At 64.1% G+C, this 26643-nt stretch carries 23 protein-coding genes; 12 read left to right on the top strand and 11 right to left on the bottom strand.

Features of this window, described 5'->3' with window-relative positions; all coding sequences use genetic code 11:
- Position 1: 1 nt before the first annotated feature.
- Together FHW92_RS09455 and FHW92_RS09450 are read right to left on the bottom strand one after the other, a co-directional pair.
- A complete protein-coding gene (locus tag FHW92_RS09455) occupies positions 2–1771 on the bottom strand; it encodes an EAL domain-containing protein (RefSeq protein ID WP_168603032.1) in 1770 nt (589 codons plus the stop codon).
- 276 nt (positions 1772–2047) lie between these two features.
- Positions 2048–4816, bottom strand: a complete 2769-nt coding sequence (locus FHW92_RS09450; RefSeq protein WP_168603031.1) for a TonB-dependent receptor — start codon at positions 4814–4816, stop codon at positions 2048–2050.
- A 249-nt stretch (positions 4817–5065) separates the two neighbouring features.
- Between FHW92_RS09450 and FHW92_RS09445 the strand changes: the two genes are divergently transcribed.
- Positions 5066–6385, top strand: a complete 1320-nt coding sequence (locus tag FHW92_RS09445; protein WP_168603030.1) for an MFS transporter — start codon at positions 5066–5068, stop codon at positions 6383–6385.
- Entirely contained in the window at positions 6382–8202 is a 1821-nt protein-coding gene (locus tag FHW92_RS09440; RefSeq protein WP_168603029.1) for a hypothetical protein, read from the top strand. Before FHW92_RS09445 ends, FHW92_RS09440 begins: the two co-directional genes overlap by 4 nt.
- Here the strand turns inward: FHW92_RS09440 and FHW92_RS09435 are convergent.
- Positions 8199–9086, bottom strand: a complete 888-nt coding sequence (locus tag FHW92_RS09435) for a LysR family transcriptional regulator (protein ID WP_168603028.1) — start codon at positions 9084–9086, stop codon at positions 8199–8201. The genes FHW92_RS09440 and FHW92_RS09435 overlap by 4 nt on opposite strands.
- A 19-nt stretch (positions 9087–9105) precedes the next feature.
- Complete coding sequence (gene kdgD / locus FHW92_RS09430; RefSeq protein WP_168603027.1) at positions 9106–10038, bottom strand: 5-dehydro-4-deoxyglucarate dehydratase; 933 nt, start codon at positions 10036–10038, stop codon at positions 9106–9108.
- Between the two features lie 229 nt (positions 10039–10267).
- Here kdgD and FHW92_RS09425 point away from each other — a divergent pair, with 229 nt between their 5' ends.
- The 4 genes from FHW92_RS09425 to FHW92_RS09410 all read left to right on the top strand — a co-directional run bounded on the left by FHW92_RS09425 (position 10268) and on the right by FHW92_RS09410 (position 14056).
- Positions 10268–11269: a cyanophycinase gene (locus tag FHW92_RS09425; RefSeq protein ID WP_168603026.1), complete on the top strand. Its 1002-nt coding sequence runs from the start codon at positions 10268–10270 to the stop codon at positions 11267–11269.
- A 46-nt stretch (positions 11270–11315) separates the two neighbouring features.
- Positions 11316–11774: a GreA/GreB family elongation factor gene (locus FHW92_RS09420; RefSeq protein ID WP_168603025.1), complete on the top strand. Its 459-nt coding sequence runs from the start codon at positions 11316–11318 to the stop codon at positions 11772–11774.
- Between the two features lie 78 nt (positions 11775–11852).
- Positions 11853–13883 carry a carbon starvation CstA family protein gene (locus tag FHW92_RS09415; RefSeq protein WP_168603024.1) on the top strand — a complete coding sequence of 677 codons (2031 nt, stop codon included), beginning with the start codon at positions 11853–11855 and terminating at the stop codon, positions 13881–13883.
- On the top strand, positions 13880–14056 hold the full coding sequence (locus tag FHW92_RS09410; protein ID WP_168603023.1) for a YbdD/YjiX family protein: 177 nt from the start codon (positions 13880–13882) through the stop codon (positions 14054–14056). The genes FHW92_RS09415 and FHW92_RS09410 overlap by 4 nt, the downstream gene beginning before the upstream one ends.
- A 1-nt stretch (position 14057) precedes the next feature.
- Here the strand turns inward: FHW92_RS09410 and FHW92_RS09405 are convergent, their stop codons facing one another.
- The 3 genes from FHW92_RS09405 to panC all read right to left on the bottom strand — a co-directional run bounded on the left by FHW92_RS09405 (position 14058) and on the right by panC (position 16059).
- On the bottom strand, positions 14058–14384 hold the full coding sequence (locus FHW92_RS09405; RefSeq protein ID WP_168603022.1) for a metalloregulator ArsR/SmtB family transcription factor: 327 nt from the start codon (positions 14382–14384) through the stop codon (positions 14058–14060).
- Between the two features lie 48 nt (positions 14385–14432).
- A complete protein-coding gene (locus FHW92_RS09400; RefSeq protein ID WP_246870093.1) occupies positions 14433–14804 on the bottom strand; it encodes a metalloregulator ArsR/SmtB family transcription factor in 372 nt (123 codons plus the stop codon).
- A gap of 397 nt (positions 14805–15201) precedes the next feature.
- Complete coding sequence (panC, locus tag FHW92_RS09395; RefSeq protein WP_168603020.1) at positions 15202–16059, bottom strand: pantoate--beta-alanine ligase; 858 nt, start codon at positions 16057–16059, stop codon at positions 15202–15204.
- Positions 16060–16172: 113 nt separating this feature from the next.
- On the opposite strand from panC, the gene FHW92_RS09390 reads away from it, so the two are divergent.
- Genes FHW92_RS09390 through FHW92_RS09375 form a run of 4 tightly spaced genes read left to right on the top strand, consistent with a single transcriptional unit; the run spans position 16173 to position 21169 of the window.
- Complete coding sequence (locus FHW92_RS09390) at positions 16173–16985, top strand: division plane positioning ATPase MipZ (protein ID WP_168603019.1); 813 nt, start codon at positions 16173–16175, stop codon at positions 16983–16985.
- A 1-nt stretch (position 16986) separates the two neighbouring features.
- Entirely contained in the window at positions 16987–17277 is a 291-nt protein-coding gene (locus FHW92_RS09385) for a molecular chaperone DnaJ (RefSeq protein ID WP_168603018.1), read from the top strand.
- Entirely contained in the window at positions 17274–18740 is a 1467-nt protein-coding gene (locus FHW92_RS09380; protein WP_168603017.1) for a phosphoglucomutase/phosphomannomutase PgmG, read from the top strand. The genes FHW92_RS09385 and FHW92_RS09380 overlap by 4 nt, the downstream gene beginning before the upstream one ends.
- Positions 18737–21169, top strand: coding sequence for a ligase-associated DNA damage response DEXH box helicase (locus tag FHW92_RS09375; RefSeq protein WP_168602903.1), 2433 nt, complete (start codon positions 18737–18739; stop codon positions 21167–21169). Before FHW92_RS09380 ends, FHW92_RS09375 begins: the two co-directional genes overlap by 4 nt.
- Positions 21170–21234: 65 nt before the next feature.
- Here FHW92_RS09375 and FHW92_RS09370 read toward each other — a convergent pair whose 3' ends face one another.
- The 4 genes from FHW92_RS09370 to FHW92_RS09355 all read right to left on the bottom strand — a co-directional run bounded on the left by FHW92_RS09370 (position 21235) and on the right by FHW92_RS09355 (position 23764).
- Positions 21235–21684, bottom strand: a complete 450-nt coding sequence (locus FHW92_RS09370) for a biopolymer transporter ExbD (RefSeq protein ID WP_168603016.1) — start codon at positions 21682–21684, stop codon at positions 21235–21237.
- 29 nt (positions 21685–21713) lie between these two features.
- A complete protein-coding gene (locus tag FHW92_RS09365; RefSeq protein WP_172249169.1) occupies positions 21714–22250 on the bottom strand; it encodes a biopolymer transporter ExbD in 537 nt (178 codons plus the stop codon).
- A 139-nt stretch (positions 22251–22389) separates the two neighbouring features.
- Positions 22390–23139, bottom strand: coding sequence for a MotA/TolQ/ExbB proton channel family protein (locus FHW92_RS09360; protein ID WP_168603015.1), 750 nt, complete (start codon positions 23137–23139; stop codon positions 22390–22392).
- A 94-nt stretch (positions 23140–23233) separates the two neighbouring features.
- Positions 23234–23764, bottom strand: a complete 531-nt coding sequence (locus tag FHW92_RS09355; protein WP_349237682.1) for an energy transducer TonB — start codon at positions 23762–23764, stop codon at positions 23234–23236.
- Positions 23765–24421: 657 nt separating this feature from the next.
- Here FHW92_RS09355 and FHW92_RS09350 point away from each other — a divergent pair.
- Together FHW92_RS09350 and FHW92_RS09345 are read left to right on the top strand one after the other, a co-directional pair.
- A complete protein-coding gene (locus FHW92_RS09350; protein WP_168603013.1) occupies positions 24422–25114 on the top strand; it encodes a hypothetical protein in 693 nt (230 codons plus the stop codon).
- Between the two features lie 59 nt (positions 25115–25173).
- On the top strand, positions 25174–26541 hold the full coding sequence (locus tag FHW92_RS09345; protein WP_168603012.1) for a homoserine dehydrogenase: 1368 nt from the start codon (positions 25174–25176) through the stop codon (positions 26539–26541).
- The last annotated feature ends 102 nt before the right edge of the window (positions 26542–26643 follow it).

The following is a 26643-nucleotide window of genomic DNA, read 5'->3' as shown; positions in this document are numbered from 1 at the left end:
GTTAAGCTCTGAGTCGTTCAAACGCCCTTTCGCGCATGGCATGGACCGTGCTGTGCCCGCGCTGGTCCAGCCATGCGGCCAGTTCATCCGCAGGCATCGGGCGGGCCAGATAGAAGCCCTGAAACTCGCGGCAGCCGCGCCCTTTCAGATAGGCCATCTGCTGGGCGCTTTCGATCCCCTCGGCGATGACCTTGTGGCCCAGCACCTTGGACACGGTGATGATCGCGGCCAGCATGGATTCGGTCTTGCCATGTTCGCCGATGCTGCCCACCAGCGAGCGGTCGATCTTGAGCGCGTCATATTCCAGCCGCGCCAGTTGCGAGAGATTGGAATAGCCGATCCCGAAATCGTCGATCGAAATCGAAACGCCCACCTTGCGCAGCGCATCGACCCTTTCGCGCGTGCGGGCGAAATCGGCCATGGCGATGCTCTCGGTGATTTCCAGTTCGAGCCATTGCGGCGGCAGGCCAAAATGATCGAGCATGGTCAGCACGGTTTCGACAAAGCCGGGCCGCTCGAACTGCACCGGCGAAACATTGACCGCAATCGGCACCGGCCGCCCCGCATCCAGCCATTGCCGCGCCTGACGCATGGCGCTGCGCAGGATCGAATGGCCCAGCGGCACCATCAGCCCGCATTGTTCGGCAATATTGACAAAGACTTCCGGCGACACCGGCCCCAGCCCCGGACAATTCCAGCGCGCCAGCGCCTCGACCCCGGTGATGCCCAGCGTTTCGGCGTCGAATTTGGGCTGATAATGCAGTTCGAGCCGGTCATGCTCGATGGCATGATGCAATTCGCGCTCGATCAGCGCGCGTTCCTCGACCTTGCCCTTGAGCGAGGAGTCGAAGAAAACATGGGTGTTCTTGCCGCCTTCCTTGGCCCGGTACATGGCGATATCGGCATAGGCCAGCATCTGTTCGGGCGTGTCGGCATCCTGGGGCATACGCGCGATGCCCATGCTGGCGCCGATAAAGACCTCATTGTTGAACACGGTAAAGCATTCGGCCAGCGCCGCATGGATAGAGCGCGCCACCATGTCGAGCACGGCATTGTCATGATGGCCGGGCAGCAGCAGCACGAATTCATCCCCGGCAAACCGGGCGAAAACCGGCCGCGTGGGGCAGGTTTCGCACAATTCGCCAAAGGAATTGGTGCAGGTCTCCAGCTCTTCGAGCGCCAGCCCCATGCCCCGCACAATAATCCGCGCTGCCACCTGACGCAGCAATTCGTCGCCCGCATCATGGCCCAGCGTGTCATTGACACGTTTGAACCCGTCCAGATCGATGAAAATCATTGCCCCGGCGCAGGGTTCGTTCCTGTTTTTCTGCGCCAGCGAGAGGATATGGGTGATGACCGTGCGATTGGGCAGGCCGGTGATCGGATCGGTATAGGCCAGCACATTCATGCGCAGCATATTGTTGTTGAGCCGCGCCACCATCGCGCGGAAACTGTCGGCAAGACCGCCGACCTCGCAGGCGCAGTCAATGTCGATGGGGCGCGAAAAATCGCCCTCGACGATCGCCTGCGTGTTGTCGCGCAGGGTGCGGATCATCCCGGCCAGCTTGCGCGCCGCCAGATAGCTGACCACCGCGGGCAGCGCGAGCAGGGCGGCCATTCTTGCTGCCGAGCCTGCGGTCCACGGCCCGGTCAGCCATAGGCGCGCCACCAGCACCACCACCGCCGAGGTGACAAGCGCCATGAGCGCAAACCGCCAGGGGATACTGTTGAGCCCACGCTCCCGTCCGAGCAGCCTATCGCTCCATGCCATCGATCGCACATCCTTCCTCATACCTATCATAAGGCGTGGAAGGTTTCCTCATGGCCAAGGGAGGGCTGGTGGAAACTACGCAGGACTTTGGTAATATAAGCGCCTGAAAAAAGGCCGGTGTACAGGCTGCCCAGACGGCATCGACATGCTCGGGCGCGGCCACGTCGATGATCTGTCTCGGTCCTGTCCCATGAAAATCCCCGCGTCCGGCGGGAGTGTTGGGAGTGCCGGACGCGGGGATGGGGTGGGGTCTGCCTTGAAAGGGCGCTGCTGCCCTTAGAAAGTGACTTTGGCCCCAAGGTTGAACTGGCGGCCGCTGTGGGTCAGCACGTTGAGGCGGTTGGTCGCATCGACATACTGATCGTTGAGTGCGTCGGTCAGGTTGATCATTTCAAGGCTGAATTTCAGCCGCTCGATCGGCGCATAGGTGATCTGCGCATCGACGTTGATCGTGCGGTTGGTGCCGTTCCAGCTCTGGCCTTCGGTGCCGGGCACGGCGGTCAGATATTTGGAACGATAGGCGACCGAGCCGCGTACCGAGAACTTCTTGTCCTCATAATAGAGCGTGCCATTGGCGGCATATTTCGACAGGCCCACCAAGGGCGCGGTGACCGAGGTGCTGCCATCGGCGCTGGTCAGATATTGGATGTTCGAGGAAACATAGGTGAAGTTACCCAGAACGCCGAAATTCTTGCCGATCCCGCGCAGGAAGCTGAAGGGCTGCTGCATGTTCACTTCAAAGCCGCGCAGCATGCCGCCGCTCGAATTGACCGGGGTGCTGGCGATGAACACGTCGCTGGCGCTGGCGGTCGTGCCGGTCAGCAGGGAGGCGGGCAGGCCGAGCGAGGAAAAGGGCACAGCGGTGCTGAGCGTCTGGGCAAAGCTGCTGATATTCTTCTGGAAATAGGCGACCGAATAGATCGCCCCGCGCGCAGGGTAATATTCGACCGACAGGTCCAGATTGGTCGATTCGGTCGGACGCAGATCCGGGTTGCCCGCGCTGAACGTGCGGCTGCCGCCTGACACCGACAGGCTGCCGCCGGGCGTGAGAGAGGCGATGCCGGCGCGCGCCAGCGTCTTGGCCGCGCCAAAGCGGACCAGCAATTGCCGGTTGATGTCATAGACCACATTGGCCGAGGGCAGCAGGCGGCTGTACGAACGATTGGCCGTCACCAGATTGATGGTTGCGCCCTGGCTGGCATAGCCGGTCGAGAATTGCTTGGTGTTGACATAGCGCAGGCCGATGTCGCCGCGCAGCGGAATGTCGCGGTCGGCAAGGTTGAACTCGCCCATGCCCCAGACACCGGTGTCATCCTCGCGCACAGTGATGAAGGATCCGCGTGCGGTCGCATTTTCAATGCCGCCGATGGCATAGGTCGGGTTGGAATAGATGCCATAAAGGTTGGCAAAGGCGTTGAGATCGGGAACCACCCATGCCGTGGGCGTGCCCGCCGGAACCGCAAGGCCGCGACCAAAGCCGCTGAACACCGTGGTGGCCGCCGCGATCTGGGCGGCGTTGAGCGAATTGACCACGGTTTCGCCCGAAAGGCGGCGCTGTTCGGTCGAGCCATAGGTAAAGCGGCGCCAGTCCACGCCCGCCTTGATCTTCAGGATATCATTGGCCTTCCACTCCAGCGCGCCCTTGGCGGTGCCGAAAGCGTTGTCCACCGTCTGCGGGCGGATGCGGACTTCGGAGGTGCCGCTGGTGAAGGCGAAATTGGCCGGATTGGTGATGTCCACGCCGGGTCGGATGGTGGGGAAGCGGGTCGAGAAATCGTAGAAGAAATTGCCCGTGTTCGCCGCGTCCAGCGTCACCGTGGTCTGGGTCGGATTGGTGAAGGCGGATTTGGAATAGCCTACAAGGCCGGTGAATTTCAGCCGGTCCGAGAACGAATGTTCCAGATTGGCGGTCAGGTTGTAGAAGGTGGTGCGCAGCACGTCATAGCGGGCCTGCGTGCGCAGATCGACATTGTCGAACGTGCCCGAAATCAGGTTGCCATTGCCATCGACCGTGCCGTTGCGAATGATCGTCTGGGGCTTGCCGGTGCCCGAGCGGCTGAAGCTGATCGCCTGAAACTGGCTTTCAGCGCGGGTGCCGTCGAGATAGGAGAACAGACCGTCGAGCGTCAGCAGCGTGCGGTCGCCCGGGCGCCACTGGATCGAGGCCGAGGCGCCCACGCGCTTTTGGTCGATGTCATAGCTGACCAGACCGGGGATGCGGGGGTGATACAGGTTCGCGCTGTTGATCTGGGCCAGATTGTAGCCCGGCACGGTCGAGGCCGCGTTGAAGCCGCCGTTGAAACCGCCATAGGTCCAGCGCGTGATGTTCGCGCCTTCTTCCTTCAAGCGGCGGGCTTCATAGGAGAAGCTCATCAGCACGCCGAAGGTCTGATCATCATTGCTCTTGGTGACCAGCGCGGAGAGGCGCGGCGTGGTCTTGCGCGAGAGGTCATTATAGCTGCCCTGCGCCGAGAAAGTGGCGGTGGGCTTTTTGAAGTCAAACGGGCGGGCGGTCTGCATATCGACCGTTGCGCCCAGCGAGCCTTCTTCCACGTCCGCGCTGGCGCTTTTGCGCACGGCCAGGCTGTTGAACAGGTCGGAGGAGAAGATGTTGAAGTCAAATCCGCGACCGCGGTTGACGCCGCCCGAATTGTCGGTGCCGCCGGTGGTGCCGATGGCCTCCATGCCGTTGATGCGCACGCGGGTGTAATCGGCGCCAAGGCCGCGCACCGAAACATTGCGGCCTTCGCCGTTTACGCGGTTGATGGCCACGCCGGGAATGCGTTGCAGCGATTCGGCCAGATTGAGATCCGGGAATTCGGCAATATCCTCGGCCTTGATGACATCGACGGCGGCGGCGGTCGCCTTTTTCACGCCCAGCGCGCTGTTGAGGCTGGCGCGGAAACCGGTGACAACAATTTCAGCGGAAGCTGGCTCTTTGGCGATGGAGGCGGGTGCCTCCTGCGCCATGGCGGCGGGCGCGGCGATAATGGCGCTGGTGACAAGCAGGGCGGCCTTCGCGCCGCGGCGGATGGAATGGGCCATCAGTAATCCCCTCAAAATCCCATACCGGTCAGGATTGCCGGATTGAGCAGGGGGATAGACCAGGGGGGCGCAAAAACGCCAACCTGATTCCGGCATCAATCATTGCCGGATCAGCACTGATGCGGCTGCAATCGTTATATTTACTTGCGATCATGCCGATATTTGGCTGGATCATCGCGTGATTTGCCTTGGACGGTTTGCCTGGTTGCGCCTATCGAAACGGGGTCAAAAAAGACCATCCGGAGAGATATGATGCACGGCCCGCGCGCCCAGATTCCCACAAGAACGCGCTATAAAATCATCGCGCTGATCTTCCTTGTGACCACGCTGAACTATGCGGATCGGGCCACTTTTTCCATCGCGGGCAGCGCGGCGGCGAGGGAATTATCTCTGACACCGGTGACAACAGGATACGTCCTTTCGGCCTTTGCATGGGCTTATGCGCTGGCGCAGATTCCGGGCGGCGCGTTGCTGGATCGTTTCGGAACCAAGCGTATTTACACCATCGCCATCGCCATCTGGTCCGTGCTGACCGCCGCGCAGGCGCTGGTGGGCATTGTGCCGGGCGTTTCTGCGGTCACCGCGCTTTTCACGCTGCGCTTTCTGGTCGGTCTGGCCGAGGCGCCGTCTTTTCCCGGCAATGCGCGATTGGTGGCGGCATGGTTTCCCGGCGCCGAGCGTGGCACCGCCTCGGCCATTTTCAACAGCGCGCAATATTTCGCGCTGGTGGCCTTTGCGCCGATGATGGGCTGGATGGTGCATGCGCATGGCTGGCGCTCGGTGTTCTGGATGATGGGCGTGGTGGGGGTGATCGCCGCGCTGATCTTTGCGAAAATGATCCACGGGCCGGACCGGCATCCGGGCGTCAATGCCGCCGAGCTGGACCTGATCCGCGAGGGCGGCGGGCAGATCGCGCTGGAGAGCAGCAGCGGGCAATCGCTGGCTTTCAACTGGGCCAATATCCGGCCCTTGTTGGCCAATCGCATGATGCTGGGCATCTATATCGGGCAATACAGCATCAATGTGCTGACCTATTTCTTCGTCACATGGTTTCCGATCTATCTGGTCAAAGAACGCGGCCTCTCGATCACGCAGGCCGGGTTTGCCGCCGCTCTGCCCGCGATCTGCGGCTTTGGCGGGGGATTGGTCGGGGGCGTGATCTCGGATCGCATCCTCAAACACAGCGGCAGTCTGGACCGGGCGCGCAAAATGCCTTTGGTGCTGGGCATGGTGCTGGCCTCCAGCATCCTCGGCTGCGTCTGGCTGGATAATCAGGCGGCCGTGATCGCGGTGATGGCGCTGGCCTTTTTCGGCAAGGGCGTGGCCTCGCTCGGATGGGCGGTGATGGCGGACGTGGCGCCCAAGCGTCTGGCGGGCCTGTCGAGCGGGGTGTTCAACATGTTCGGCAATGCGGCGGGCATCGTGACGCCGATTGTGGTGGGCTATATCGTTGGCGCAACGGGATCTTTCGATCTGGCGCTGCTTTTCGTGGCGGCGCATTGCGTGCTGACCATTCTGGCCTTTACGGTGATCGTCGGGCCGATCCGGCGTCTGGAGATTGCGGCATGAAGGTGGATCGTCGTCAGCTTTTGACCGGGGCGGCCGCGCTGGCCGCCAGCCCCGCGATGGCCGCCACGGCCGCGCCTTTGCGCATCACCAGCCCGATGCCCGCGCCGCGCTGGGCGCAATTGCAGCGGCAATTGCTGTCCGCCCATGCTCAGGCGTGCAAGGACTATTACGCAACCTATGTTGATGCGCAGGATCACCTGAAATGCTTTGAACGCTGGGGCGCCAATGACGGGCCGGACGATGCGGCCGAGGCGACCAATGACTGGGTGCTGCTGCACGCGCTGGGCGCGGATGACAGCCTGCTGACCATGGCGCAGAAGTTCTGGGAAGGGCATTTGCGGCAATATACCGGCATCCGGACCCGCGATGTGCCGATTGCGCGACAGGGCATGTATTACCGCGAATTTCCGGTCCAGATGGACTGGCAGCATAATTCGGAAGGGCTTTCCACCTTCAACGTGATGGGCCTGTCGGCGCCGCGCGATCCGCGTTTGTTGATGCGCACGCGGCGTTTTGCCGATTTCTATACGGGCGCGGATAAAACGGTCGGCAATTATGACCCGCAGCACCGCGTCATCCGCTCGATCCTGAACGGCAGTCGGGGGCCGATGCTGCGCAAGGCAACGCCTCTGGATTGGGCGGGCGATCCGTTTGACGCCAGCCGGTTTCATCTCGAGCATGGCGAGGACAGCTATGAGCAGTTCCTGCGCCATTATGACGAATATGATGATGTGGTCTGCGATACGCCTTTGAATCTGCAATCGACCACCTTGGGGTTGAACGCCTATGCGCTGGGCGCGGGGGAGAGGTTCCGCCGCTGGGTGCTGGATTACACCGATGCGTGGATGGAGCGGGCGCGGGCCAATGGCGGCATCTTCCCCAGCAAGGTCGGCCATGACGGCAAGGCGGCGGCGGATTGGTGGGGCGGCACCTATGGCTGGAATTTCGCGCCCCGCGTGCCGCAAACGGGGGTGCGCGAAGGGCGCAACCGCGTGCCGCGTGCGATCACGGCTTTCTTCAACGCGCTGCTCTTGAGCGGGGACCGCGAATATCTCCATGTCTGGCGGCGGCAGAATGCGATCATCAATGCGCAGGCCCGCATGGTCGATGGCAAGATGCAGACGCCCACCCTGTTCGGCCCGGATGGCTGGCATGGGTGGAAGGCGGGGCCATACCGGCAGGGCGCGTTCGAAATCTGGTATGCCACGCAAGACCCCCAAGACCGCGCGGCGGCGGGCAGCGATCCGTGGATCAGCTTTCTGGAAGGCGCGAACCCTGCCTATCCCGAGGCGGCGCTGGAGGCCGATCTGGCGCATCTGGCCAAGCGGGACGCGGCACGGCGGGCGGATCATACCACGCCCGACACGCGGCTGGCCGACTGGACGCTGGATTTCAACCCGGCCAGCGCCAAGGCCTTGGTGCAACTGACTACGGGCGGCCTGCATATTGCGCGCCCCACGTGGAACGCCGATAGCCCGCCGCAGGGTGGGGTGACGCTGCATTGCCGCTTGCGCTATTTCGATCCGGCGCGGCGGCGGGCGGGATTGCCAATGGATGTGGCGGCGCTGGTCCATTCGCTGGGCGATACGCAGACGCAGGTGAGTTTGGTGAACACCGGCGACAAGCCGCGCCGCGTGATCGTGCAGGGCGGGGCCTATGGCGAACATCGGATCGAGAGTGTGGAGATCGACGGCCGCCGCTATCCCGTCGGCGCGCGGCATTTCGCGCTGGATCTGGCGCCGGGGGCCGGGGCGCGGCTGGTGCTGGCCATGCGGCGCTATGCCAACCGGCCTTCGCTGGCCTTCCCTTGGGGCTAGCCGATCGCCTCGGCGCATAGGCGGCGCATCGGGTCGAGGGCGGGATTGGCATTGTCCCGCCGCCAGGCCATGATCAGCTCGACCGGAAATTCGGGCTGGGTCACCATCTGGCGGAACTGCACATCATCCGGGTGCAGGCCCAGCGCCGATTGCGGCACCACGGCGGCGGCAAGGCCAGCGCGCACAAGGCCCAGCATCGAATGGATCTGCGTCACATGCTGGACGAAATTGGGGGCCACCTGCGCCTCGTCAAACAGGCGCACCAGCATGTCGTGGAAATAGCCCGCGCCTTGCCTTGCATACATGATGAGCGGCTGGCCATCGAGATCGGCGGGGGTCAGCGTCGATAGCCCCTGACGCGGATCGCCCGAGGGTAGCGCGACCAGCAAGGGTTCGTGCAGGATGGTGAGCGTTTCAAATTCGGAGCGCACCACCGGGGGGCGGACAAAGCCGATGTCGATCAGGCCCGTCAGCAGCGCATCGGTCTGCTCGGTGCTGACCATCTCGCGCAGGTCCAGCTCGATATTGGGTAGGCTGGCGCGCGCCTGCGCCACGATTTGCGGCACCAGCGTATAGCCCGAAACGGCGGTAAAGCCGATGGCCACCTTGCCCGCATCGCCCTTGGCCACGCGCCGCGCTGATAGAGACGCGCTTTCCGCCAGCCGGACGATCCGCCGCGCCTCGATCAAAAACACCCGCCCCGCAGGCGTCAAGGACACCGTGCGGCTGGTGCGTTCCAGCAGCGTCACATCCAGAATGCGTTCGAGCAACTGGATCTGGCGGCTGAGCGGGGATTGCGTCATGTTGAGCCGCTGGGCCGCGCGGCCGAAGTGGAGTTCTTCGGCCGCCGCGACGAAGCAGCGAAGCTGGCTGAGTTCGAACATGGAACCCAGCCTAGATGATTCAGGCAGGAATCGGGAGAGCATAAGGCGCGACTTTTTCAATGAGCGCGGCCAATTGCGCATCCTCGGCCGCGGACAGATCGGTCAGCGGGCTGCGCACCGGCCCGGCATCGCGCCCGATCACGCGGCAACCGGCCTTGACGATCGACACCGCATAGCCGCGCCCCTGATTGCGCAGGTTGATATAGGGCAGCACGAAATCGCGCAATTGCTGCTGCACATGGGCGTGGTTACCGCTGCGCACCGCGTTGTAAAATTCCAGCGCCCATTGCGGCATGAAGTTGAAAATGGCCGAGGAATAGGTGGTCACGCCCATGGTCAGATAGGGCGTGGCAAAGGTTTCCGCCGTGGGCAGCCCGCCGATATAGGTCAGCCGGTCGCCCATCCGGGCATAGATGCGCGCCATCAGCTCGATATCGCCCACGCCATCCTTATAGCCCACCAGATTGGCGTTGCGTTCGCACAGGCCCGCCAGTGTTTCATCATCCACAATCGCATTGCCGCGATTATAGACGATGACGCCCAGCCCCGTCGCGCGGCACACCGCCTCGATATGGGCTGCCAACCCTTCCTGCTTGCCCCCCATCAGATAGGGCGGCAGCAGCAGGATGCCATCGGCCCCTGCGGCCTCGGCCTTGCGCGCAATGTCCACCGCAATCGCCGTGCCATAGCCGCAGCCCGAGATCACCGGGACATCGACCTTACGCTCGGCAACGGCCGCGCGCACGACATGGGCGACCTCGTCGGGGGTGAGGGAGAAGAACTCGCCCGTGCCGCCAGCCGCAAACAGGCCCGACAGCTCATGTTCGAGCATCCATGCGCAATGGGCGCGGAAAGGGCCTTCATCAAACGCGCCATGGGCGTCGAAGTGAGTGACCGGAAAGGACAGCAGGCCCTCGCCCAGCCGCTGCGCCATCGAGACGGGATCGAACATTGCTATCTCCTGATATTGCGCGCCGCCAGGCGTTGGGCCGGGGCGTCGTTTCTGCCGCCCTGCCTAGGGTTTCGGCTCAGGCAGGTCCAAACCAAAGGGGCGGTGGATTGATGCAGGATTTGGCTTGATGGGCGGGGCGGCGGGGCGTTCCTCTGCGCAATTTGGCGGTTTGCCGCCCCATGCCCGGCCTGTCAGTCTGCGCCCTCCGATCGCCATGGGGGAGCCGCGCGTGAAATTTGCCAAAGCCTGTCTGTTGGCGCTGACTTTGCTGGCCGCGCCGCTGAATGCCCATGCGCAGGATGGCGGGCCGGGCTATGCCCATTACATGGCGGGGGACCGCAGCCTGCCCACGCCGGGGCTGCGGGCGCCGGGCCTGTTGCTTTCGGGCGGGGGCGATTGGGATGTCGAGGCGTTCCGCTGGTTCGTGGCGCGGGCCGGGCATGGGCATATCGTCGTGCTGCGCGCCTCGCAAAAGGGCGAGCTTGGCGAGGCTTTCTTGAAGGAGATCGGCGGGGTGGCCTCGGTCGAAACTTTCGTCTTTTCCGAGAGGAAGGCCGCCTATGATCCGCGCATCCTTGCCGCGCTGGAGCGGGCCGACGGGGTATTTATCGCGGGCGGCGACCAATCGCGCTATGTCCGCTTCTGGCAGGCCACGCCGCTGTCTCGCCTGATTGACCGGCTGGCGCGGGATCGCCCGATCGGCGGGACAAGCGCCGGGCTGGCGATCATGGGATGGTGGGGATACGGCGCCTTTGGCGATGACGGCATTACCAGCCCCGAGGCTCTCGATAATCCGATGGGGCCGGGGGTGACGGTGGTGGACCGCTTCCTCCATCTGCCCCGGATGCGGCGAATTTTCACCGACAGCCATTTCATGATCCGGGCGCGCATGGGGCGGCTGATCGCTTTCCTCGCCAATGCGCGCGCAAGGGGAGCGAAGGATGTCGTCGGGCTGGGCATGGATGAGCGCGCCTCGCTGGTGGTGGACGGGGCGGGCCATGCGCGGCTGATGGCGCCAAAGGGCACCTACGGCTGGCTGGTGCAGCCGGCGGGGCGGGCGCAAAGGGCGGTGCTGGGCGAGAAGCTGGATTATGCCGGGATCAGGATCACCGGGATCGGGGCCGACAGCCGGTTCGACCTCAACACCTTGCAGGTGAGCCATCCGGCCTTTTCCGGCGTGGCGCGGGTGCGCGCGGGCGTGCTGACCGGGGTTCCGGCTCCCTTGCCGTGAAACCGGCGCGCTGTCATAGGCGGGCGATGAGAGTGGAGAGCATGCAATGAGCGTCGCCTTTCGCCGCGATGGCGATGAGGAACATCTGGAGCCGAAATTCGAGCTGCCCATCCCGCCCGGCCCCAATCTGGTGACCGCGCGCGGCAAGGCGCAGATCGAGGAGAAATGCGGCGAATGGGAGGCTGCCGTCGCCGCCGCGCCGGATGAGGAAGCGGTCAAATCCGCCCGCAGCCATCTGCGCTACTGGCGCACCCGCGCCGCCACCGCCCAGGAAATGCCCGTGCCCGATGGTTCCTGCGTTGCCTTTGGCGCCACCGTGCAGTTCCGCCTGAACGGCCAGACCCGCACCATCACCATCGTGGGCCATGACGAGGCCGATCCGGCGGCCGGCCTGCTCGCTTTCTCCGCCCCTCTGCCGCGCGCGATGATGGAGGCCGAGGCGGGCGAGCTGGTCGATTTCTCCGGCCGGGCCGAAGCGATTGAGATTGTTTCAATCACGGTTTAGATTTTGGCACGGTTTGAACGCTGGCAAAGCGGGGATTTAGCCGTTACCCCTCCGGGCCGATAGAGCCGGGAGAATGCGATGTTTGGGCCTTTACCATGGATGGCGGCGGGTTTGCTGGGGCTGGGCGCCTTGGCGCGGGTGGCGCTCGATCATGGTGAGCCGATCAATGCGCTCTGGCTGGTGGTGGCCTCGCTGGGCTGTTTTCTGGCTTCCTATCGGTTTTATGCGCGTTTTATCGGCGCGCGGGTGATGGGGCTGGACGGCGCGCGGCCCACGCCTGCGATGCGGCGGCCTGATGGGCTGGATTATGTGGCGACCGACCGCAATGTTCTGTTCGGCCATCATTTCGCCGCGATTGCAGGCGCGGGGCCGCTGGTCGGGCCGGTGCTGGCGGCGCAGATGGGCTATCTGCCCGGATCTTTGTGGATCATCTTTGGGGTGGTGCTGGCGGGTGCGGTGCAGGATTTCCTGGTGCTGTGCATCTCGATGCGGCGCGACGGCAAATCGCTTGGCGAAATCATCCGCGTGGAAATGGGCGAGGTGGCGGGCGGCATCGCGCTGCTGGGCACCTTCATGATCATGGTCATCATTCTGGCCGTTCTGGCGCTGATCGTGGTCAAGGCTCTGGCCGAAAGCCCGTGGGGCATGTTCACCGTGGCGGCCACCGTGCCGCTGGCGCTGGCGATGGGCGTCTATTCGCGCTGGATCCGTCCGGGCCGCGTGGGCGAGGTTTCGCTGCTGGGGCTGGTGGGCTTGCTGGCCGCGCTGGTCTTTGGGCAGGATGTGGCGCAATCGGCCTTCTGGGGGCCGTTGTTCACCTATACGCCGATCCAGATCTGCTGGATCCTGATTGTTTACGGGGCGGTGGCTTCGCTGTTGCCGGTGTGGTTGTTGCTGGCCCCGCGTGATTATCTTTCCACGTTTCTGAAGATCGGCACGATCATCGCGCTGGCCATCGGCATTCTGATTATGGCCCCGGCGTTGAAGATGCCCGCGCTGACGCAATTCGTGAACGGCGGCGGGCCGGTGTGGTCGGGCGGGCTGTTTCCGTTTCTCTTCATCACCATCGCCTGCGGGGCGGTGTCGGGCTTCCACGCGCTGATCGCCAGCGGCACCACGCCCAAGCTGATCGCATCCGAGGCCGACGCGCCTTTCATCGGCTATGGCGCGATGCTGGCCGAGGCGTTCGTGGCGATCATGGCGCTGGTGGGCGCATCCATCATCGAGCCGGGCATCTATTTCACCATGAACAGCCCCGCCGCCCTGATCGGCACCACGCCGGAAAGCGCATCGGCGGCGGTCTCGGCCATGGGCTTTGCCATCACGCCCGAGGCCATCGTGCAATTGACGAAGGACATCGGCGAGCACACGATCCTCTCGCGCACCGGCGGCGCGCCCACGCTGGCCGTGGCCATGGCGCAGATTTTCAGCCATGTCGTGGGCGGCGCGGCGATGAAGGCGTTCTGGTATCACTTCGCCATTCTGTTCGAGGCTCTGTTCATTCTGACCGCGGTGGATGCGGGTACGCGCGCCGGGCGGTTCATGGTGCAGGACCTGCTGGCCCGCGCGGTGCCGGGGTTTGCACGGATCGGCGGCATGGCGCAGGGGCTGATCGGCACGGCGATCTGCGTGGCGGCATGGGGTTTCTTCCTGCATCAGGGCGTGACCGATCCGCTGGGCGGGGTGAACACGCTTTGGCCGGTGTTTGGTATTTCTAACCAGATGCTGGCGGCCACCGCGCTGATGTTGGCCACCGCCGTATTGTTCCGCATGAAACGGCAGCGTTATGCATGGGTCTCGGTGCTGCCGACCGTGTGGCTGCTGATCTGCACTCTGTCGGCCGGGTGGCTCAAACTGTTTTCCGATGATCCCAAGGTGGGATTTTTGTCGCATGCGGCGAAATTTTCTCAGGCGGCGGCGCAGGGCAAGGTTCTGGCCCCGGCCAAGAGCATGGCGCAGATGGAGCGAATCATCTTCAACGACCGGGTCGATGCGGTGCTTTGCGGGTTCTTTATGGTGGTGGTGCTGGCCGTTTTGGTGGCGGCGGTGCGAACCTGTTTGGTGGCTCTGCGCAGCGATGCGCCCAGCGTGCGCGAGGTAATGGCGTGAGCGGGTTTCTGCGCCGTCTGATAGGCGCGCTGGTGGGTATGCCCGATTATGACGCCTATCTGGCGCATATCCGCGCCCACCATCCCGACCGCGCGCCGATGACCCGTCAGGAGTTTTTCCGCAACCGCCAAGAGGCCCGCTACGGCAAGGGAGGCGGGGGCAAATGCTGTTGATTTAAGGCTTTTTTGTCCCGCCGCTTTCTGCTTCGCACAATTCGCACAGGGCATGGATGATCCCTGAAACGATCCGGTCCTTCAGACTGTACCAGCGGGTCTGGGCATCGACCCGCACATGCACGATATTTTCGGCCCGCAGCAGCGCCAGATGCTGTGACACCCCCGACTGCGACAGGCCGGTCATCGCCACCAGTTCGTTCACGCTGACCTCGCCCTCGTCCATCCGGCACAGCATCAGTAGGCGCTCAGGGTGACTCATCACCTTGAGGCGCGCGGCCATCATCGCGGCATTGGCTTTCAGTTCTGCAAGGTCCGTGGGCTTCATTGGGCCGGAATTGGCGCTTTCCGGCGGGTTTTGCAAGGGGGGGCGGCGTCAGGCCTCCGCCGATCCGCCCCGCGCGGCGCCTGCCAGCGCCATTTCCGCCAGCGCCTGGGCCACCTCGGCCATGCGCGGGCGGGCCAGCGAATAGAACACTTGCTTGACCTCGCGCCGTCCCTGCACCAGCCCCGCCTTGCGCAGCAGCGCGAGTTGCTGGCTGATGATCGACAGGCTTTGCCCTGTGCGCGCGGCCAGTTCGCCCACGGCCACGGGGCCGCGCGCCAGTTGCGTCAACAGATTGAACCGCAGGGGATGGCCAAGCAGACGCAGCGCCTCAATCAGGTCGGGAACGGGCGGCGGGCCGGGCGTTAAAGACGGGTGGGAAGCGCAGGCGGCAGGGCGCGGGGCGCTGTCGGCTGGTTCCATCACGTCGCATTGCTCCCAATCTGGCCAGAGCCGCAGACGGTCCGGCGGCGGGCGCCTATCCTAATGTATTGTGATGGTGAGAAATTGACCGCGATCAATCGGAAGTTCCGAACATGCGGTTTCCATTCCAATCAGGATGTTCCCAAATGGTTCGTTAACCGCAGGTTACCGGACGCGGAAAGCGGGCAAAAGAAAACCCGGCCGAAGCCGGGCTTGGAAGTTTGGGAGAGGATGCCTGAAAGGCAAGTTCTAAGTAGGTGAATCAGGTGATTCGCGCAACTGTAAAAGATGTCAACTAGCCATATCGGCGTTAATTAAATGACACAAAAACCAAGATGGCCAATATGGCAAAAATCCGTTCATGTTTCGGTAAATTTCGCCACTCTGGTCCGACAAATTATCCCAGCGGAACATCGATATTGTCGATCAACCGGGCCTTGCCGATTCGGGCGGCGGCCAGCAGGCGCGCCGGGCCGGTGCCGCGTGTGACCAAGGGCACCAGCGTGTCGGCATCGCAGACCTGCGCATAATCCACCGAGGCAAAGCCGCCCGCCAGCACCGCCTGCTCCATGCGGGCCAGCGCCTCGCCGATCGGCGCACCGCCCGCGATTTCCGCCGCCGCCGCCCGCATCGCGCGCGACAGAGAGGCCGCCTCGATGCGTTCCTGCGGCGTCAGATAGGCATTGCGCGAGGAACGGGCGAGGCCGTCCTCTTCGCGCACCGTGGGCACGCCGATGATCGCATCGACATGCGGCGCGGTCAGATCCAGATCGCGCGCCATCCGCCGGATCACCGCCAGTTGTTGCCAGTCTTTTTCGCCAAACAGCGCGACATCGGGCGCCACCTGATTGAACAGTTTGAGCACCACCGTGGCCACGCCGTCGAAATGGCCGGGCCGGGCCGCGCCGCAATAGCCATCGCTGACCCCCGAGACGCCGACATTGGTGGCAAAACCGGCGGGATACATTTCATCGACCGTGGGCGCCCAGAGCAGCGCCACGCCCTCGCTCTCCAGCGCGGCCTGATCGGCGGCCAACTGGCGCGGATAGGCGTCCAGATCCTCGCCCGCTGCAAATTGTCGGGGATTAACGAAAATCGATGCGACCACGTGATCGGCATGGCGCCGCGCCTCGCGCATCAGCGTTAAGTGCCCGAAATGCAAGGCTCCCATCGTCGGGACCAGCGCCACGCGGCCGCTCTTGCGCAAGTCGGCCACCGCTTCGCGCAGCAGATTGAGGTGATTGATGGTTTGCACCGGCACGGCCCCTTCGGTAAGGTTTTGACACTGTTCGCGCGGTGGCTGATAAGCCGGGCCGACGCGGGCAGCAACGCTTTTAAGCCCGCCAACCCTGTGATGAGAGAGCCGCCATGTCTGGTCCCCACCGCATCGTTTTCGCCAATGAAAAGGGGGGCACGGGCAAATCCACCACCGCCGTGCACATCGCCGTGGCGCTGGCCTATCTGGGCGCGCGGGTGGGCACGATCGACCTGGATTCGCGCCAGCGCACCATGCACCGCTATATGGAAAACCGCGGCGAGACCCTGCGCCGCCGGGGCATCGAGCTGCCCACGGTGAAATTCGACGTGTTTCGCGGCACGACCACGCAGGAACTGGACGAATTGACAGCGCATGTGTCGCGCGATGTCGATTACCTGATCTTTGACACGCCGGGCCGCGACGATGAATTCGCCCGCCATGTGGCGATGAGCGCCGACACGCTGGTGACGCCGCTCAACGACAGTTTCGTCGATTTCGACCTCATCGGGCAAGTGGATGCCGAGACCTTCAAGGTGCGCCGCCTGTCCTTCTATGCCGAAATGATCTGGGAGGCGCGCAAGAAGCGGGCGCTGGCCACGATCAACGAACATCGGCGCGAGATGGACTGGGTGGTGGTGCGCAACCGCACCCAGCATATCGAGGCGCGCAACATGCGCCGTATCGACAGCGCGTTGGCCGAACTCTCGCGCCGGGTGGGCTTTCGCATTGCCCAGGGCCTGTCCGAACGCGTGATCTACCGCGAATTGTTCCCCAGCGGGCTGACCTTGCTGGACAAGGGGCATCTGGGCGATCTGGGCACCAGCCATCTGGTCGCGCGGCAGGAATTGCGCACGCTGGTGGCGGGCATGAACCTGCCCGCGCCCCGTGTGCAGCGCGATGCGCAGGCGATGTCGGCGGGCTGATATGGTCAAGCTGCTTTTGCTGCTGGTGCTGGCGTCATGGGCGTGCCGCCAATGGACGGGCCAGTGGCCATGGGTGCATTGGCAGCGTATGACCGGGCCGACGGCGGTAGAGCGCGCGCGCCGCCTGCTGGGCGTGGAGGCCGGGGCCGGGCGCGGGGCGATCATCGAGGCGCATAAGAAATTGATCGCGCGGGTTCACCCCGATCGCGGCGGCGATGCCGCGTTGGTGCATGAGGCCAATGATGCGCGCGACCTGCTGCTGGCGCGGCTGGGAACCGAAACCGGCACATGACCGATCCGGCGATCTTCCGGGAATATGACATTCGCGGCACCTATGGCCGCAATCTGTTCGACGACGACGCCTATGCGATCGGCCGCGCGGTGGCGCAGGCCCTGCAGGAGCGGGGCGGGCGCAGGATCGCTGTGGGGCGCGACGGGCGGCTCAGCGCCCCCGCGCTGGAGGCCGCGCTGGTCGAGGGCCTGCGCGATGGCGGGCTGGATGTGGTGCGGATCGGGGTTGGTCCGACCCCGATGCTCTATTACGCCGAAGCCTCAATGCAGGAGGTAGATGGCGGCATTCACGTAACTGGCAGCCACAATCCCCGCGATGATAATGGCTTCAAGATAGTATTTTTTGGGGGCGCCCTGTTCGGGGCCGAAATCCAGCGGATCGGGCTCCTCGCTGCGGATGTGGCGGCTGCGAAGCGGAGCGGTGTTGCCGGTGAACTTGGTGCCGGAGAAGGTGTTGTCGGTGAATGGATCGGCGGTGATCTCGTCCATCGTGGCGCGGTGGAAGGGCAGGATATTCTGCCCGCCTATGTCGCGCGGCTGGTCGATGGTCTGCTGCCGGGGCTTTGGGACAAGGCGGGCGATCTTCGCATTGGCTGGGACGCCGGAAACGGCGCCGCCGGCCCCGCCATCGAGGCCCTGACCGCGCTCTTGCCCGGAGAGCATCATCTTCTCTTCACGCAGGTTGACGGACATTTTCCTCACCACCATCCAGATCCGACTGTTGAGGCAAATCTCGCAGACTTGCGGGCGCTGGTCGCCTCCAGACATCTCGATTTCGGAGTGGCTTTCGACGGGGATGCGGACCGGATCGTGGTAATCGACGGGCGGGGGCGCTCGATCCTGGGCGATCAACTGCTGGCGCTGCTGGCGCAGGACCTTCTGCTCGATTGTCCCGGCGCGGTAATTCTGGGCGATGTCAAAGCGTCACAGGCGGTATACGACCGGATCGCGGCGCTGGGCGGGGTGCCCGCGATGGGGCCTGCGGGGCATAGTCTGATCAAGGCCGAAATGAAGGTTAACGGCGCGATGCTGGCCGGGGAGACCTCGGGCCATATCTTTTACAAGCACCGATTCTACGGTTTCGACGATGCGCTTTATGCGGCGGTGCGGCTGATCGCCGCGGTTTCGCGCCGAAATGGATCTATTGCGGACTGGTTCGATGAACTGCCCGTCTGCTTCAACACGCCCGAATTGCGCTTTCCTGTGGCGGCCAATCGTAAACGCGCGGTGGTTGAGGAAGTGGCCGCGAGGCTGGCGGCGCAAGGCGCGCGGGTCAACCGGATGGATGGCTTGCGCGTGTCCTGCGATGATGGCTGGTGGTTGCTGCGCGCGTCCAATACGCAGGAGATGCTGGTGGCCCGCGCCGAGAGCACAAGCGAGGCCGGGCTTGCCGCGCTGGTGGCGCAGTTGGACGCAGAACTGGCGCAAAGCGGGGTGAGCCAGAGTGGGGCAAGCGGGGTGTGAGGCAGGTCCACCCGCGCATTGCCGAATGGTTTGCCGGGCGCGGGTGGCATATCCGCCGCCATCAGGCCGAAGTGCTGGCGCAGGTGGCCGATGGGCATCATGTGCTGCTGGCCGCCGACACCGGGGCGGGCAAGACGCTGGCCGGGTTCATGCCCACGCTGTGCGATGCGGCGGAAGGCGTTTTGGCTGCCAAAAAAGGCGAGGGGGGCTTGCACACGCTCTATGTCTCGCCGCTGAAAGCGCTCGCGCATGATATTCAGCGCGGCCTGTTGGGGCCGGTCGCCGAAATGGGGCTGGGCCTGCGGGTCGAGGCGCGCACCGGCGACACATCCTCGGACCGCAAGGCGCGCCAGAGGCACGATCCGCCCCATGTGCTGCTGACCACGCCCGAATCTTTGTCTTTGCTGCTGTCCTATCCCGAAAGCGCGACGATGTTTGCCGGGCTGCGCTATGTGGTGGTGGACGAAATCCACGCGATGGCGGCGGGCAAGCGGGGCGATCTGCTGGCGCTGTCTTTGGCCCGGTTGCAGAGCCTAGCGCCGGAAATGCGGCGGATCGGCCTTTCCGCCACGCTGGCCGATCCGGCGGGCTTTGCGCGCTGGCTGGCGCCTGTGGGCGAGGATGCGGCGCTGGTTGCGGGCGAGGAGGGCGCGCCCGCGGATGTCTCGATCCTGCTGCCTGCGGGCCAGCGCATTCCGTGGAGCGGCCATGCGGCCAGTTGGGCCGTGCCCCAGATCCTCGACCTGATTCGCGCCCATCGCACCACGCTGATCTTCACCAACACGCGCTTTCTGGCCGAATATACGTTTGGCCTGCTGTGGGATCGCAACGAGGAAAACCTGCCCATCGGCATCCACCATGGCAGCCTGTCCGCCGAGGCGCGGCACAAGGTCGAGGCGGCGATGGCGGGCGGGCGGCTGCGCGCGCTAGTCTGCACCGCCAGCCTCGATCTGGGGGTGGACTGGGGCGACATTGATCTGGTGGTGCAGATGGGGGCGCCCAAGGGCTCCTCGCGCCTGTTGCAGCGGATCGGGCGGGCCAATCACCGGCTCGATTGCCCATCCAAGGCGGTGCTGGTGCCGGGCAACCGGTTTGAATTTCTCGAAGCCGTGGCCGCCGTCGAGGCGGTGCGGGCGGGCACGCGCGATGGCGAGGACCTGCGCCCGGGCGGCCGCGATGTGCTGGCCCAGCATGTGCTGGCGCTGGCCTGCGCGGGGCCGTTCGATGGCGACGCTCTGCTGGCCGAGGTCCGTCGCGCCGCGCCTTATGCCGATATGGGCGAGGAGGAGTGGGGGCGGGTGCTCGGCTTCGTCTCGAACGGCGGCTATGCGCTGCGGGCCTATGACCGGTTTCGCCGGATCACCCATGGCCGCGATGGGCTTTGGCGGCTGAGCCATCCCGATCTGGCGCGCTCCTATCGGTTGAATGCCGGGATCATTGTCGACGCCGATATGGTCGAGGTGGCCTTTCGCAATGGCCGCGCGCTGGGGCGGGTGGAGGAGGATTTCGCCGCCTCGCTGGGGCCGGGCGATACGTTCCGCTTTGCCGGGCTGGACCTTGAGGTCGAGTCGCTACGCGAGGGGGCCTTGCTGGTGCGGGCCTCGCGGCGTTCGGCGGCGATTCCCTCGTATAATGGCGCGCGCATTCCTATCTCCTCGCATCTGGCCGACCGGGTGCGGGCGATCCTGAACGATCCGGCGCGCTGGGATGATTTCCCCGAGGATGTGCATGAATGGCTGGCGGTGCAGGCGCGGGTATCGGTGCTGCCGCGCCCGGGCGAACTGCTGGTCGAGAGCTTTCCCCATCAGGACCGCTTCTACAGCGTGTTCTACACCTTCGAGGGTTGGCCCGCGAATCAGTCGCTGGGCATGTTGATGACGCGGCGGATGGAGGCGCTGGGCCTCTCGCCGCTGGGCTTTGTGGCCAATGATTATGCGCTGGCGGTCTGGGGGCTGCGGCCGGTCGAGGACCCCGCCGCGCTGCTCTCGCCCGACATTCTGGTCGAGGAATTTGTCGAGTGGGTGGAAAATTCCTATCTGCTTCGCCGGGCCTTCCGCGAGGCTTCGGTCATCTCCGGCCTGATCGAGCGTCAGATACCGGGCAAGCGCAAGACCAACCGGCAGGTCACTTTTTCAAGCGATCTCATCTATGACGTGCTGCGCCGCTATGAGCCGGATCATCTGCTGCTCAAAGCCGCATGGGCCGATGCGCGGCAGAAGATGACCGACGTGGCCCGCGTGGCCGAGGTGCTGGACCGGGCGCAATCGGCGATCCGCCATCAGCGCCTGTCGCGCGTCAGCCCGCTGGCCGTGCCGACGCTGACCATGATCGGGCGCGAGAGCCTGCCCGCAGGCGCCGCCGATGATGAGCTGTTGTTGGAGGCTGAGGCGCTGGCCGCCATCGCCATGGGCGATCCCGCGCCGGAATAGGGCGCAAAAAAGGGGCGGATCGCTCCGCCCCTCTCTCTTGCCGTTTAACGCAGCATACCCTGGCCTTACTTGGCCCCGGCAGCCTTGTTGAAAGTGGCATAGCGCTCGTTACCGACGAAGCCGAACTTCGTCACTTCCGAGGCCTTGATGATGTTCAGCACATTCGCTGCCAGTTCATAGCCCGACTGCGCATCCGGCTCGAACTGAAGTTCGGGCTCGGGGGTCATGCTGCGCGAAGCCTTGAGGTTCGCGGCCAGCACGCTGCGGTCGATCGGCGTGCCGTTCCACAGGATCTGGTTATCCGGGGTAAGCACAACCTTGTTCTTGATCGGGTCGACCGGCGGCTTGGGCATATTCGGCGGCGGCGGCGAAGGCAGGTCGATGTTCACCGCGTGGGTGGCCACCGGAATGGTGATGATGAACATGATCAGCAGAACGAGCATAACGTCGATCAGCGGAGTCGTGTTCATCTCCGACATTGGCTCGCCATCGTCTTTACCGGCTGACATTGCCATGGGATGTTACTCCTGAGTTAAAGGGCTTATCAGCCGTTCGGATCGACCGGGTTCGAGATGAAGCCAACCGTGGGATAGCCCGCGCGCTGCACGTTGAAGATCGCACCCGCGACGCAGCGCCAGGGCGCTTCGACGTCGGCACGAACGTGAACCTGCGGCACCTTTTCGGGGTTATCGCGCAGAACCTCTGCACCGCCCTCGCGCTTGATGATGTCGTCAAGGCGCTTGAACGCCTGGTCGTACAGTTCAGTCGAGTCAACGGGGGTGATGTTGTTGAAGTAGATGCGGCATTCGCCACCACGCGACGCGCCTTCGAAGCCGGGGTCGCCGGCGCTGCGACCGGCAGCGTCGGTGGTGCTGACCGTGATCAGCAGGTTTTCGACCTTATCCTTGGATTCCTGCGAAACCATCACAGGGATCTTCAGCTTCTGGATCGTCTGGATCGCAACCGGAACTGCGATCAGGAAGATGATCAGCAGCACCAGCATCACGTCCACCAGAGGGGTGGTGTTGATGTCGGACATCGGCTTTTCTTCGCCGCCCGCGCCGCCAACAGACATTGCCATGTTATGATCCTACTCTTGCAATGCCCTCTTTCGAGAGGAGGGATTGGGGGGAGGGGAGGGCCGGGAAATCATGCCGCATGCCGCGCATGATTTCCCGTAGCATCCGCTCGGACTGGCCGCCCGGATGCAACCTCATGTCTTACTTCTTGGCGGCGGGAGCCGGAGCAGCCTTCACCGGGGCAGCAGCCACGGCCGGCTTGATGGCGCCCTTCGAGTTGATGTAGGCCAGCACGTCAGCCGAGAAGCCCGTCAGCAGCTCGTTGATGCGCTTGTTGCGCGACTGCAGGAAGTTGTAGGCAAGCACGGCAGGCACAGCGACGAGCAGACCGATGGCGGTCATGATCAGAGCTTCACCCACGGGGCCGGCAACCTTGTCGATCGATGCCGAACCGGCCAGACCGATGGCGATCAGAGCGCGGTAGATGCCGACCACGGTACCGAACAGACCCACGAAAGGAGCGGTCGAACCGACGGTGGCGAGGAAGGGCAGGCCACGAGCAAGGAACGCGCCGATCGAGGCTTCGGTGCGGGCCAGCGACGAGTGGACCCAGTCGTGGGCTTCGAGGCTGTCGGCCATCTTGCCGTGGTTTTCTTCGGCCAGGATACCGGCTTCGACGATGTCACGGAACGGGCTGGTCTTTTCCAGCTTGGCGGCGCCTTCCTTGAGCGAAGCGGCCTTCCAGAACGTGCCCAGAGCCTTGTACTGCTTGAGGATCTTCGACTGGTCCGACCAGCGGGTGAACAGCACGAAGAACGAACCGAACGAGAAAATCGCCATGATGGTCACGGTCGACTGAGCGATCAGACCGCCCTGTTCCAGGGCTTCCTTGAAGCCGAACTTGTTCTGCGGAGCCGCGCCAGCAGCGGCGGTCAGAATGTCAATAAGCATGCGATGGTCCTCTCAAAGGGCTCTCGAGTAGAGAATAGGGTCATTTACAGTAGGGACCGGGCCTTCATGCCGCAGATCCCCTGGGGAGTGTGGCTCAGTCCTTCGGGATGACCCACTTCACGCGATTGGCATAAACGCCGGTGGTGGGCTGGCCTTCGCCATCCTTGGCGGGCGCAAAGCGCGCGCGGCTGGTGGCGTATTTGCAGGTGGCAGCATCCAGTTCGGCATTGCCCGAGCTGGCCGTGATTTCACAGCCCGACACGCGCCCGTCAGGGGCCACGGTCAGCTTGAAACCCGTCGTGCCCTGCACACCTTCACGCAGGGGGCGCGAAGGATAGTCCTCAGGCGTCACCCAGTTGGCGGGGTTGCCCTTGGGGGCAGCGCCAACAGGCGTGAAACGCGGCGGCGGCGGCGCCGAAGGCGCAGGCGGTGCCAGCACAGGGGCAGGCGGCGCCGGCGGCGGGGCAACCGAAACCGTCTCGATCACGGGCGCGCTGACGGGCGCCACGTTCACCGGCGGCGGCGGAGCGACGATCGGCGGCGGCGGAGCGTCCTTCGGCGGCGGCGGAGGCGGTGGCGGCGGTTTCTCCTCTTGCTTGATATCGACAGTCGTCACTTTTTTCATGACCTTCTGGACGGCCGAGTAGGCAAGACCAGAGACCAAGGCATAACCAACGACGATGTGAATCAAGGCAACGATGATAATGGCGGTAAGGCGATTACCGCTCAATTGTTGATCAGCGTAGGCCATTCAGACGCATCACTCCATACAAAAACCCGGGCAAGCCCCGGGCCGACCATGAACCGAACCCGAAGGCGAAGTCCATGGGGAAAAGCTCATATCCACCCTGCCGGATTTACCGGATATTCGCCAAATGCCTTATGTGTCGGCTTTCGGCGAACGCATCGGCCCCCTTTGTTGGGGGTCCGCTTTTTTGCCAATCCTAGCCACCTTGCCGACTCGGCGCAACGCCTTATGCGCAGGGGGGTGGGGTTCAGGCAAAATTCATTTGTGTTAAAGCCTATCTAACAGGCACCCTTGGGGGCCTTTTGCAGGGGTTATGCGCCAATGGCGAATTTTTCGGAGTTTTCCGCGATGTTTCAAGGCATCCGAGCATGGAAATCGGCTTGCTTTGCGGCTCTATTGCCGCTGTTTGTTCCGGTCTCTGCGGGGGCTCAGGAGCCCCTTACGCAAAATGTCGTACAATCGTATGCTGACCTTGTTGGTCTGGCCGAATCGTCGCCTTTGGTCGTCTTCGCCGAGCTGAAAAAGGTGATTCCCATGCCTCTGCCGCGCGAGACGTCGCCTTTTTTGACCGTCCAGCGTGCCTATGTCGAGGCGCAGGGAATTGATTTGTTGAGCGGAACCGGCTCGGTTTCGGCCTCGGTGCGCTATCTGGCCGATATCCGGCTCGATTCGCGCCACAAAATTCCCAATCCGCGCAAACAGATGGTGCTGATCTTTGCCCGTCCCGGCACCACGCCGGGCGATATCCAGCTGGTTTCGCCCGATGCCCAGCTGCCCTGGAGCCAGCCGCTCGAGGCGCAGGTCCGCAAGATTCTGGCCGATCTGGCCGCCCCTGATTCGCCGCCCCATATTACGGGAATCAATATGGCGCTCTATCAGCAGGGCGATCTGGCAGGCGAAGGCGAAACGCAGATCTTCCTGACCACGGCCAAGGGCACGCCCGCGGCCATCATTGTCCAGCACAAGCCGGGCCAGCCCTCGCGCTGGAGCGCGTCCTTCTCCGAAGTGGTCGATGCGGCCAATGCCCCGCCCGCGCAAGGCACGCTGGAATGGTATCGTCTGGCCTGCTCGCTGCCCGAAACGCTGCCCGCTTCGGCCAATCTGGGCGAAACGCAGGAGGCCAAGGATCAGGCTGTCGCAGATTATCTGCTGGTGCGCCGCGATCTGGGGCCTTGCACGCGCACGCGGGTTGCGTGGGGCGGGGATATTGCCAAACCGGCCAAATAGGCTTGCTGGCAATCCAATTGCCCCCTAGGTGGCGCATCGTCAAATCCAAGGATTCCACGATGACCGATACTGTCGATAGCGCCACCCTTTCGCCCCAATCCGGCAAGCCGCCGCTGCGCATTGCGCTGGCGGGCCTTGGCACGGTGGGCGCGGGCGTCATTCGGCTGGTGGAGGCCAATGCCGATCTGATCGCGCGGCGCGCAGGCCGCCCGATCAAGGTTTCCGCCGTTTCCGCACGTGATCGCGGCAAGGATCGCGGCGTCGATCTTTCGCCCTATGCGTGGGAAGACGACATGACCGCGATGGCCGCGCGCGATGACGTGGACGTGGTGGTCGAACTGGTCGGCGGGTCGGACGGCCCGGCGCTGGTGCTGGCGCGCAATGCGATTCGCCATGGCAAGGCGCTGGTGACGGCCAACAAGGCGATGATCGCCCATCACGGCATGGCGCTGGCCAAGGAAGCCGAAGCGCAGGGTGTGGCCATGCGTTTTGAAGCGGCCGTGGCGGGCGGCATCCCGGTCATCAAGGGCCTGCGCGAAGGTGCGGCGGCCAACCGGGTCGAGCGCCTTTACGGCATCCTCAACGGCACCTGCAATTACATCCTCTCGACGATGGAAGACACCGGCCGTGATTTCGCCGAGGTGCTCTCCGAGGCGCAGGCCAAGGGCTATGCCGAGGCCGACCCGACCTTTGACATCGAGGGCATCGACGCCGCGCACAAGCTGTCCATCCTGTCGGCCATTGCGTTCGGCGCCAAGATCGACTTTGGCAGCGTAGACACGCAGGGCATCAGCCGCATCCTGGCGGCCGATATCGCCCAGGCCGATTCGCTGGGCTATTGCATCCGCCTGATCGGCACCGCCGAGGCCGATGCCGGACCCGAGGGCACGCCGGGCCTGTTCCAGCGCGTTGCGCCCCATCTGGTGCCTTTCGACAATCTGCTCGCCCATGTCGATGGCCCGACCAATGCGGTCGTGGTCGAGGGCAATTTCTCGGGCCGCCTGCTGTTTCAGGGCGCGGGCGCGGGCGATGGTCCGACCGCTTCGGCGGTGGTGGCAGACCTGATCGACATCGCGCGCGGCATGGACACCGGGTTTGAAGCCGACATGGCCTTTTCGATCCCCGTTGATGGTTTGGAAGACATGGCGCCTGCGCCTGCCGGTCATCGCCTTGGCCGCGCCTATATCCGCTTCCTCGTGGCGGATCGTCCGGGCGTGCTGGCCGAAATCACTGCCGCTATGCGCGATGCGGGTGTGTCCATCGAGAGCCTGATCCAGAAAGGTCAGGCCAGCAAGGACGGGGCGGTCATCGTCGCCATCGTCACGCATGAAGTGCCCGAGGCGGCCGTGGCCAAGGCGCTGGCGCTGCTCGAAGGTTCGCCCAGCCTGGTAGGCCAGCCGTTGGTCATGCAGATTCTGGGCGCGTAAGGCGGCGCATTTGCTCCGCCGAAATCCGGGAGCAAATGCGCAGTAACTCAGACAATTTCGACGCCGGGGGCCATGCCCTCGGCGTTTTTCTTTGTCGGCTCA

Source organism: Novosphingobium sp. SG707 (genome assembly GCF_012275515.1).
In the GTDB taxonomy this organism is placed as follows: domain Bacteria; phylum Pseudomonadota; class Alphaproteobacteria; order Sphingomonadales; family Sphingomonadaceae; genus Novosphingobium.
The sequence above is the reverse complement of the archived record's forward strand: the minus strand, read 5'-3'. Positions and strand labels throughout refer to the sequence as shown.

What these genes read in the sequence shown, in the direction of transcription:
- FHW92_RS09435 (WP_168603028.1), bottom strand. Translation starts at nt 9,086, where the DNA reads ATGTTCGAACTCAGCCAGCTTCGCTGCTTCGTCGCGGCGGCCGAAGAA.
- FHW92_RS09405 (WP_168603022.1), bottom strand. Translation starts at nt 14,384, where the DNA reads ATGAAGCCCACGGACCTTGCAGAACTGAAAGCCAATGCCGCGATGATG.
- FHW92_RS09360 (WP_168603015.1), bottom strand. Translation starts at nt 23,139, where the DNA reads ATGCTTATTGACATTCTGACCGCCGCTGCTGGCGCGGCTCCGCAGAAC.
- FHW92_RS09385 (WP_168603018.1), top strand. Translation starts at nt 16,987, where the DNA reads ATGGTCAAGCTGCTTTTGCTGCTGGTGCTGGCGTCATGGGCGTGCCGC.
- FHW92_RS09370 (WP_168603016.1), bottom strand. Translation starts at nt 21,684, where the DNA reads ATGGCAATGTCAGCCGGTAAAGACGATGGCGAGCCAATGTCGGAGATG.
- FHW92_RS09355 (WP_349237682.1), bottom strand. Translation starts at nt 23,764, where the DNA reads ATGAAAAAAGTGACGACTGTCGATATCAAGCAAGAGGAGAAACCGCCG.
- FHW92_RS09380 (WP_168603017.1), top strand. Translation starts at nt 17,274, where the DNA reads ATGACCGATCCGGCGATCTTCCGGGAATATGACATTCGCGGCACCTAT.
- FHW92_RS09415 (WP_168603024.1), top strand. Translation starts at nt 11,853, where the DNA reads ATGTTTGGGCCTTTACCATGGATGGCGGCGGGTTTGCTGGGGCTGGGC.
- FHW92_RS09450 (WP_168603031.1), bottom strand. Translation starts at nt 4,816, where the DNA reads ATGGCCCATTCCATCCGCCGCGGCGCGAAGGCCGCCCTGCTTGTCACC.
- FHW92_RS09455 (WP_168603032.1), bottom strand. Translation starts at nt 1,771, where the DNA reads ATGGCATGGAGCGATAGGCTGCTCGGACGGGAGCGTGGGCTCAACAGT.
- FHW92_RS09365 (WP_172249169.1), bottom strand. Translation starts at nt 22,250, where the DNA reads ATGGCAATGTCTGTTGGCGGCGCGGGCGGCGAAGAAAAGCCGATGTCC.
- FHW92_RS09420 (WP_168603025.1), top strand. Translation starts at nt 11,316, where the DNA reads ATGAGCGTCGCCTTTCGCCGCGATGGCGATGAGGAACATCTGGAGCCG.
- FHW92_RS09400 (WP_246870093.1), bottom strand. Translation starts at nt 14,804, where the DNA reads ATGGAACCAGCCGACAGCGCCCCGCGCCCTGCCGCCTGCGCTTCCCAC.
- FHW92_RS09350 (WP_168603013.1), top strand. Translation starts at nt 24,422, where the DNA reads ATGCCTCTGCCGCGCGAGACGTCGCCTTTTTTGACCGTCCAGCGTGCC.
- FHW92_RS09440 (WP_168603029.1), top strand. Translation starts at nt 6,382, where the DNA reads ATGAAGGTGGATCGTCGTCAGCTTTTGACCGGGGCGGCCGCGCTGGCC.
- kdgD (WP_168603027.1), bottom strand. Translation starts at nt 10,038, where the DNA reads ATGTTCGATCCCGTCTCGATGGCGCAGCGGCTGGGCGAGGGCCTGCTG.
- FHW92_RS09345 (WP_168603012.1), top strand. Translation starts at nt 25,174, where the DNA reads ATGACCGATACTGTCGATAGCGCCACCCTTTCGCCCCAATCCGGCAAG.
- FHW92_RS09445 (WP_168603030.1), top strand. Translation starts at nt 5,066, where the DNA reads ATGATGCACGGCCCGCGCGCCCAGATTCCCACAAGAACGCGCTATAAA.
- FHW92_RS09390 (WP_168603019.1), top strand. Translation starts at nt 16,173, where the DNA reads ATGTCTGGTCCCCACCGCATCGTTTTCGCCAATGAAAAGGGGGGCACG.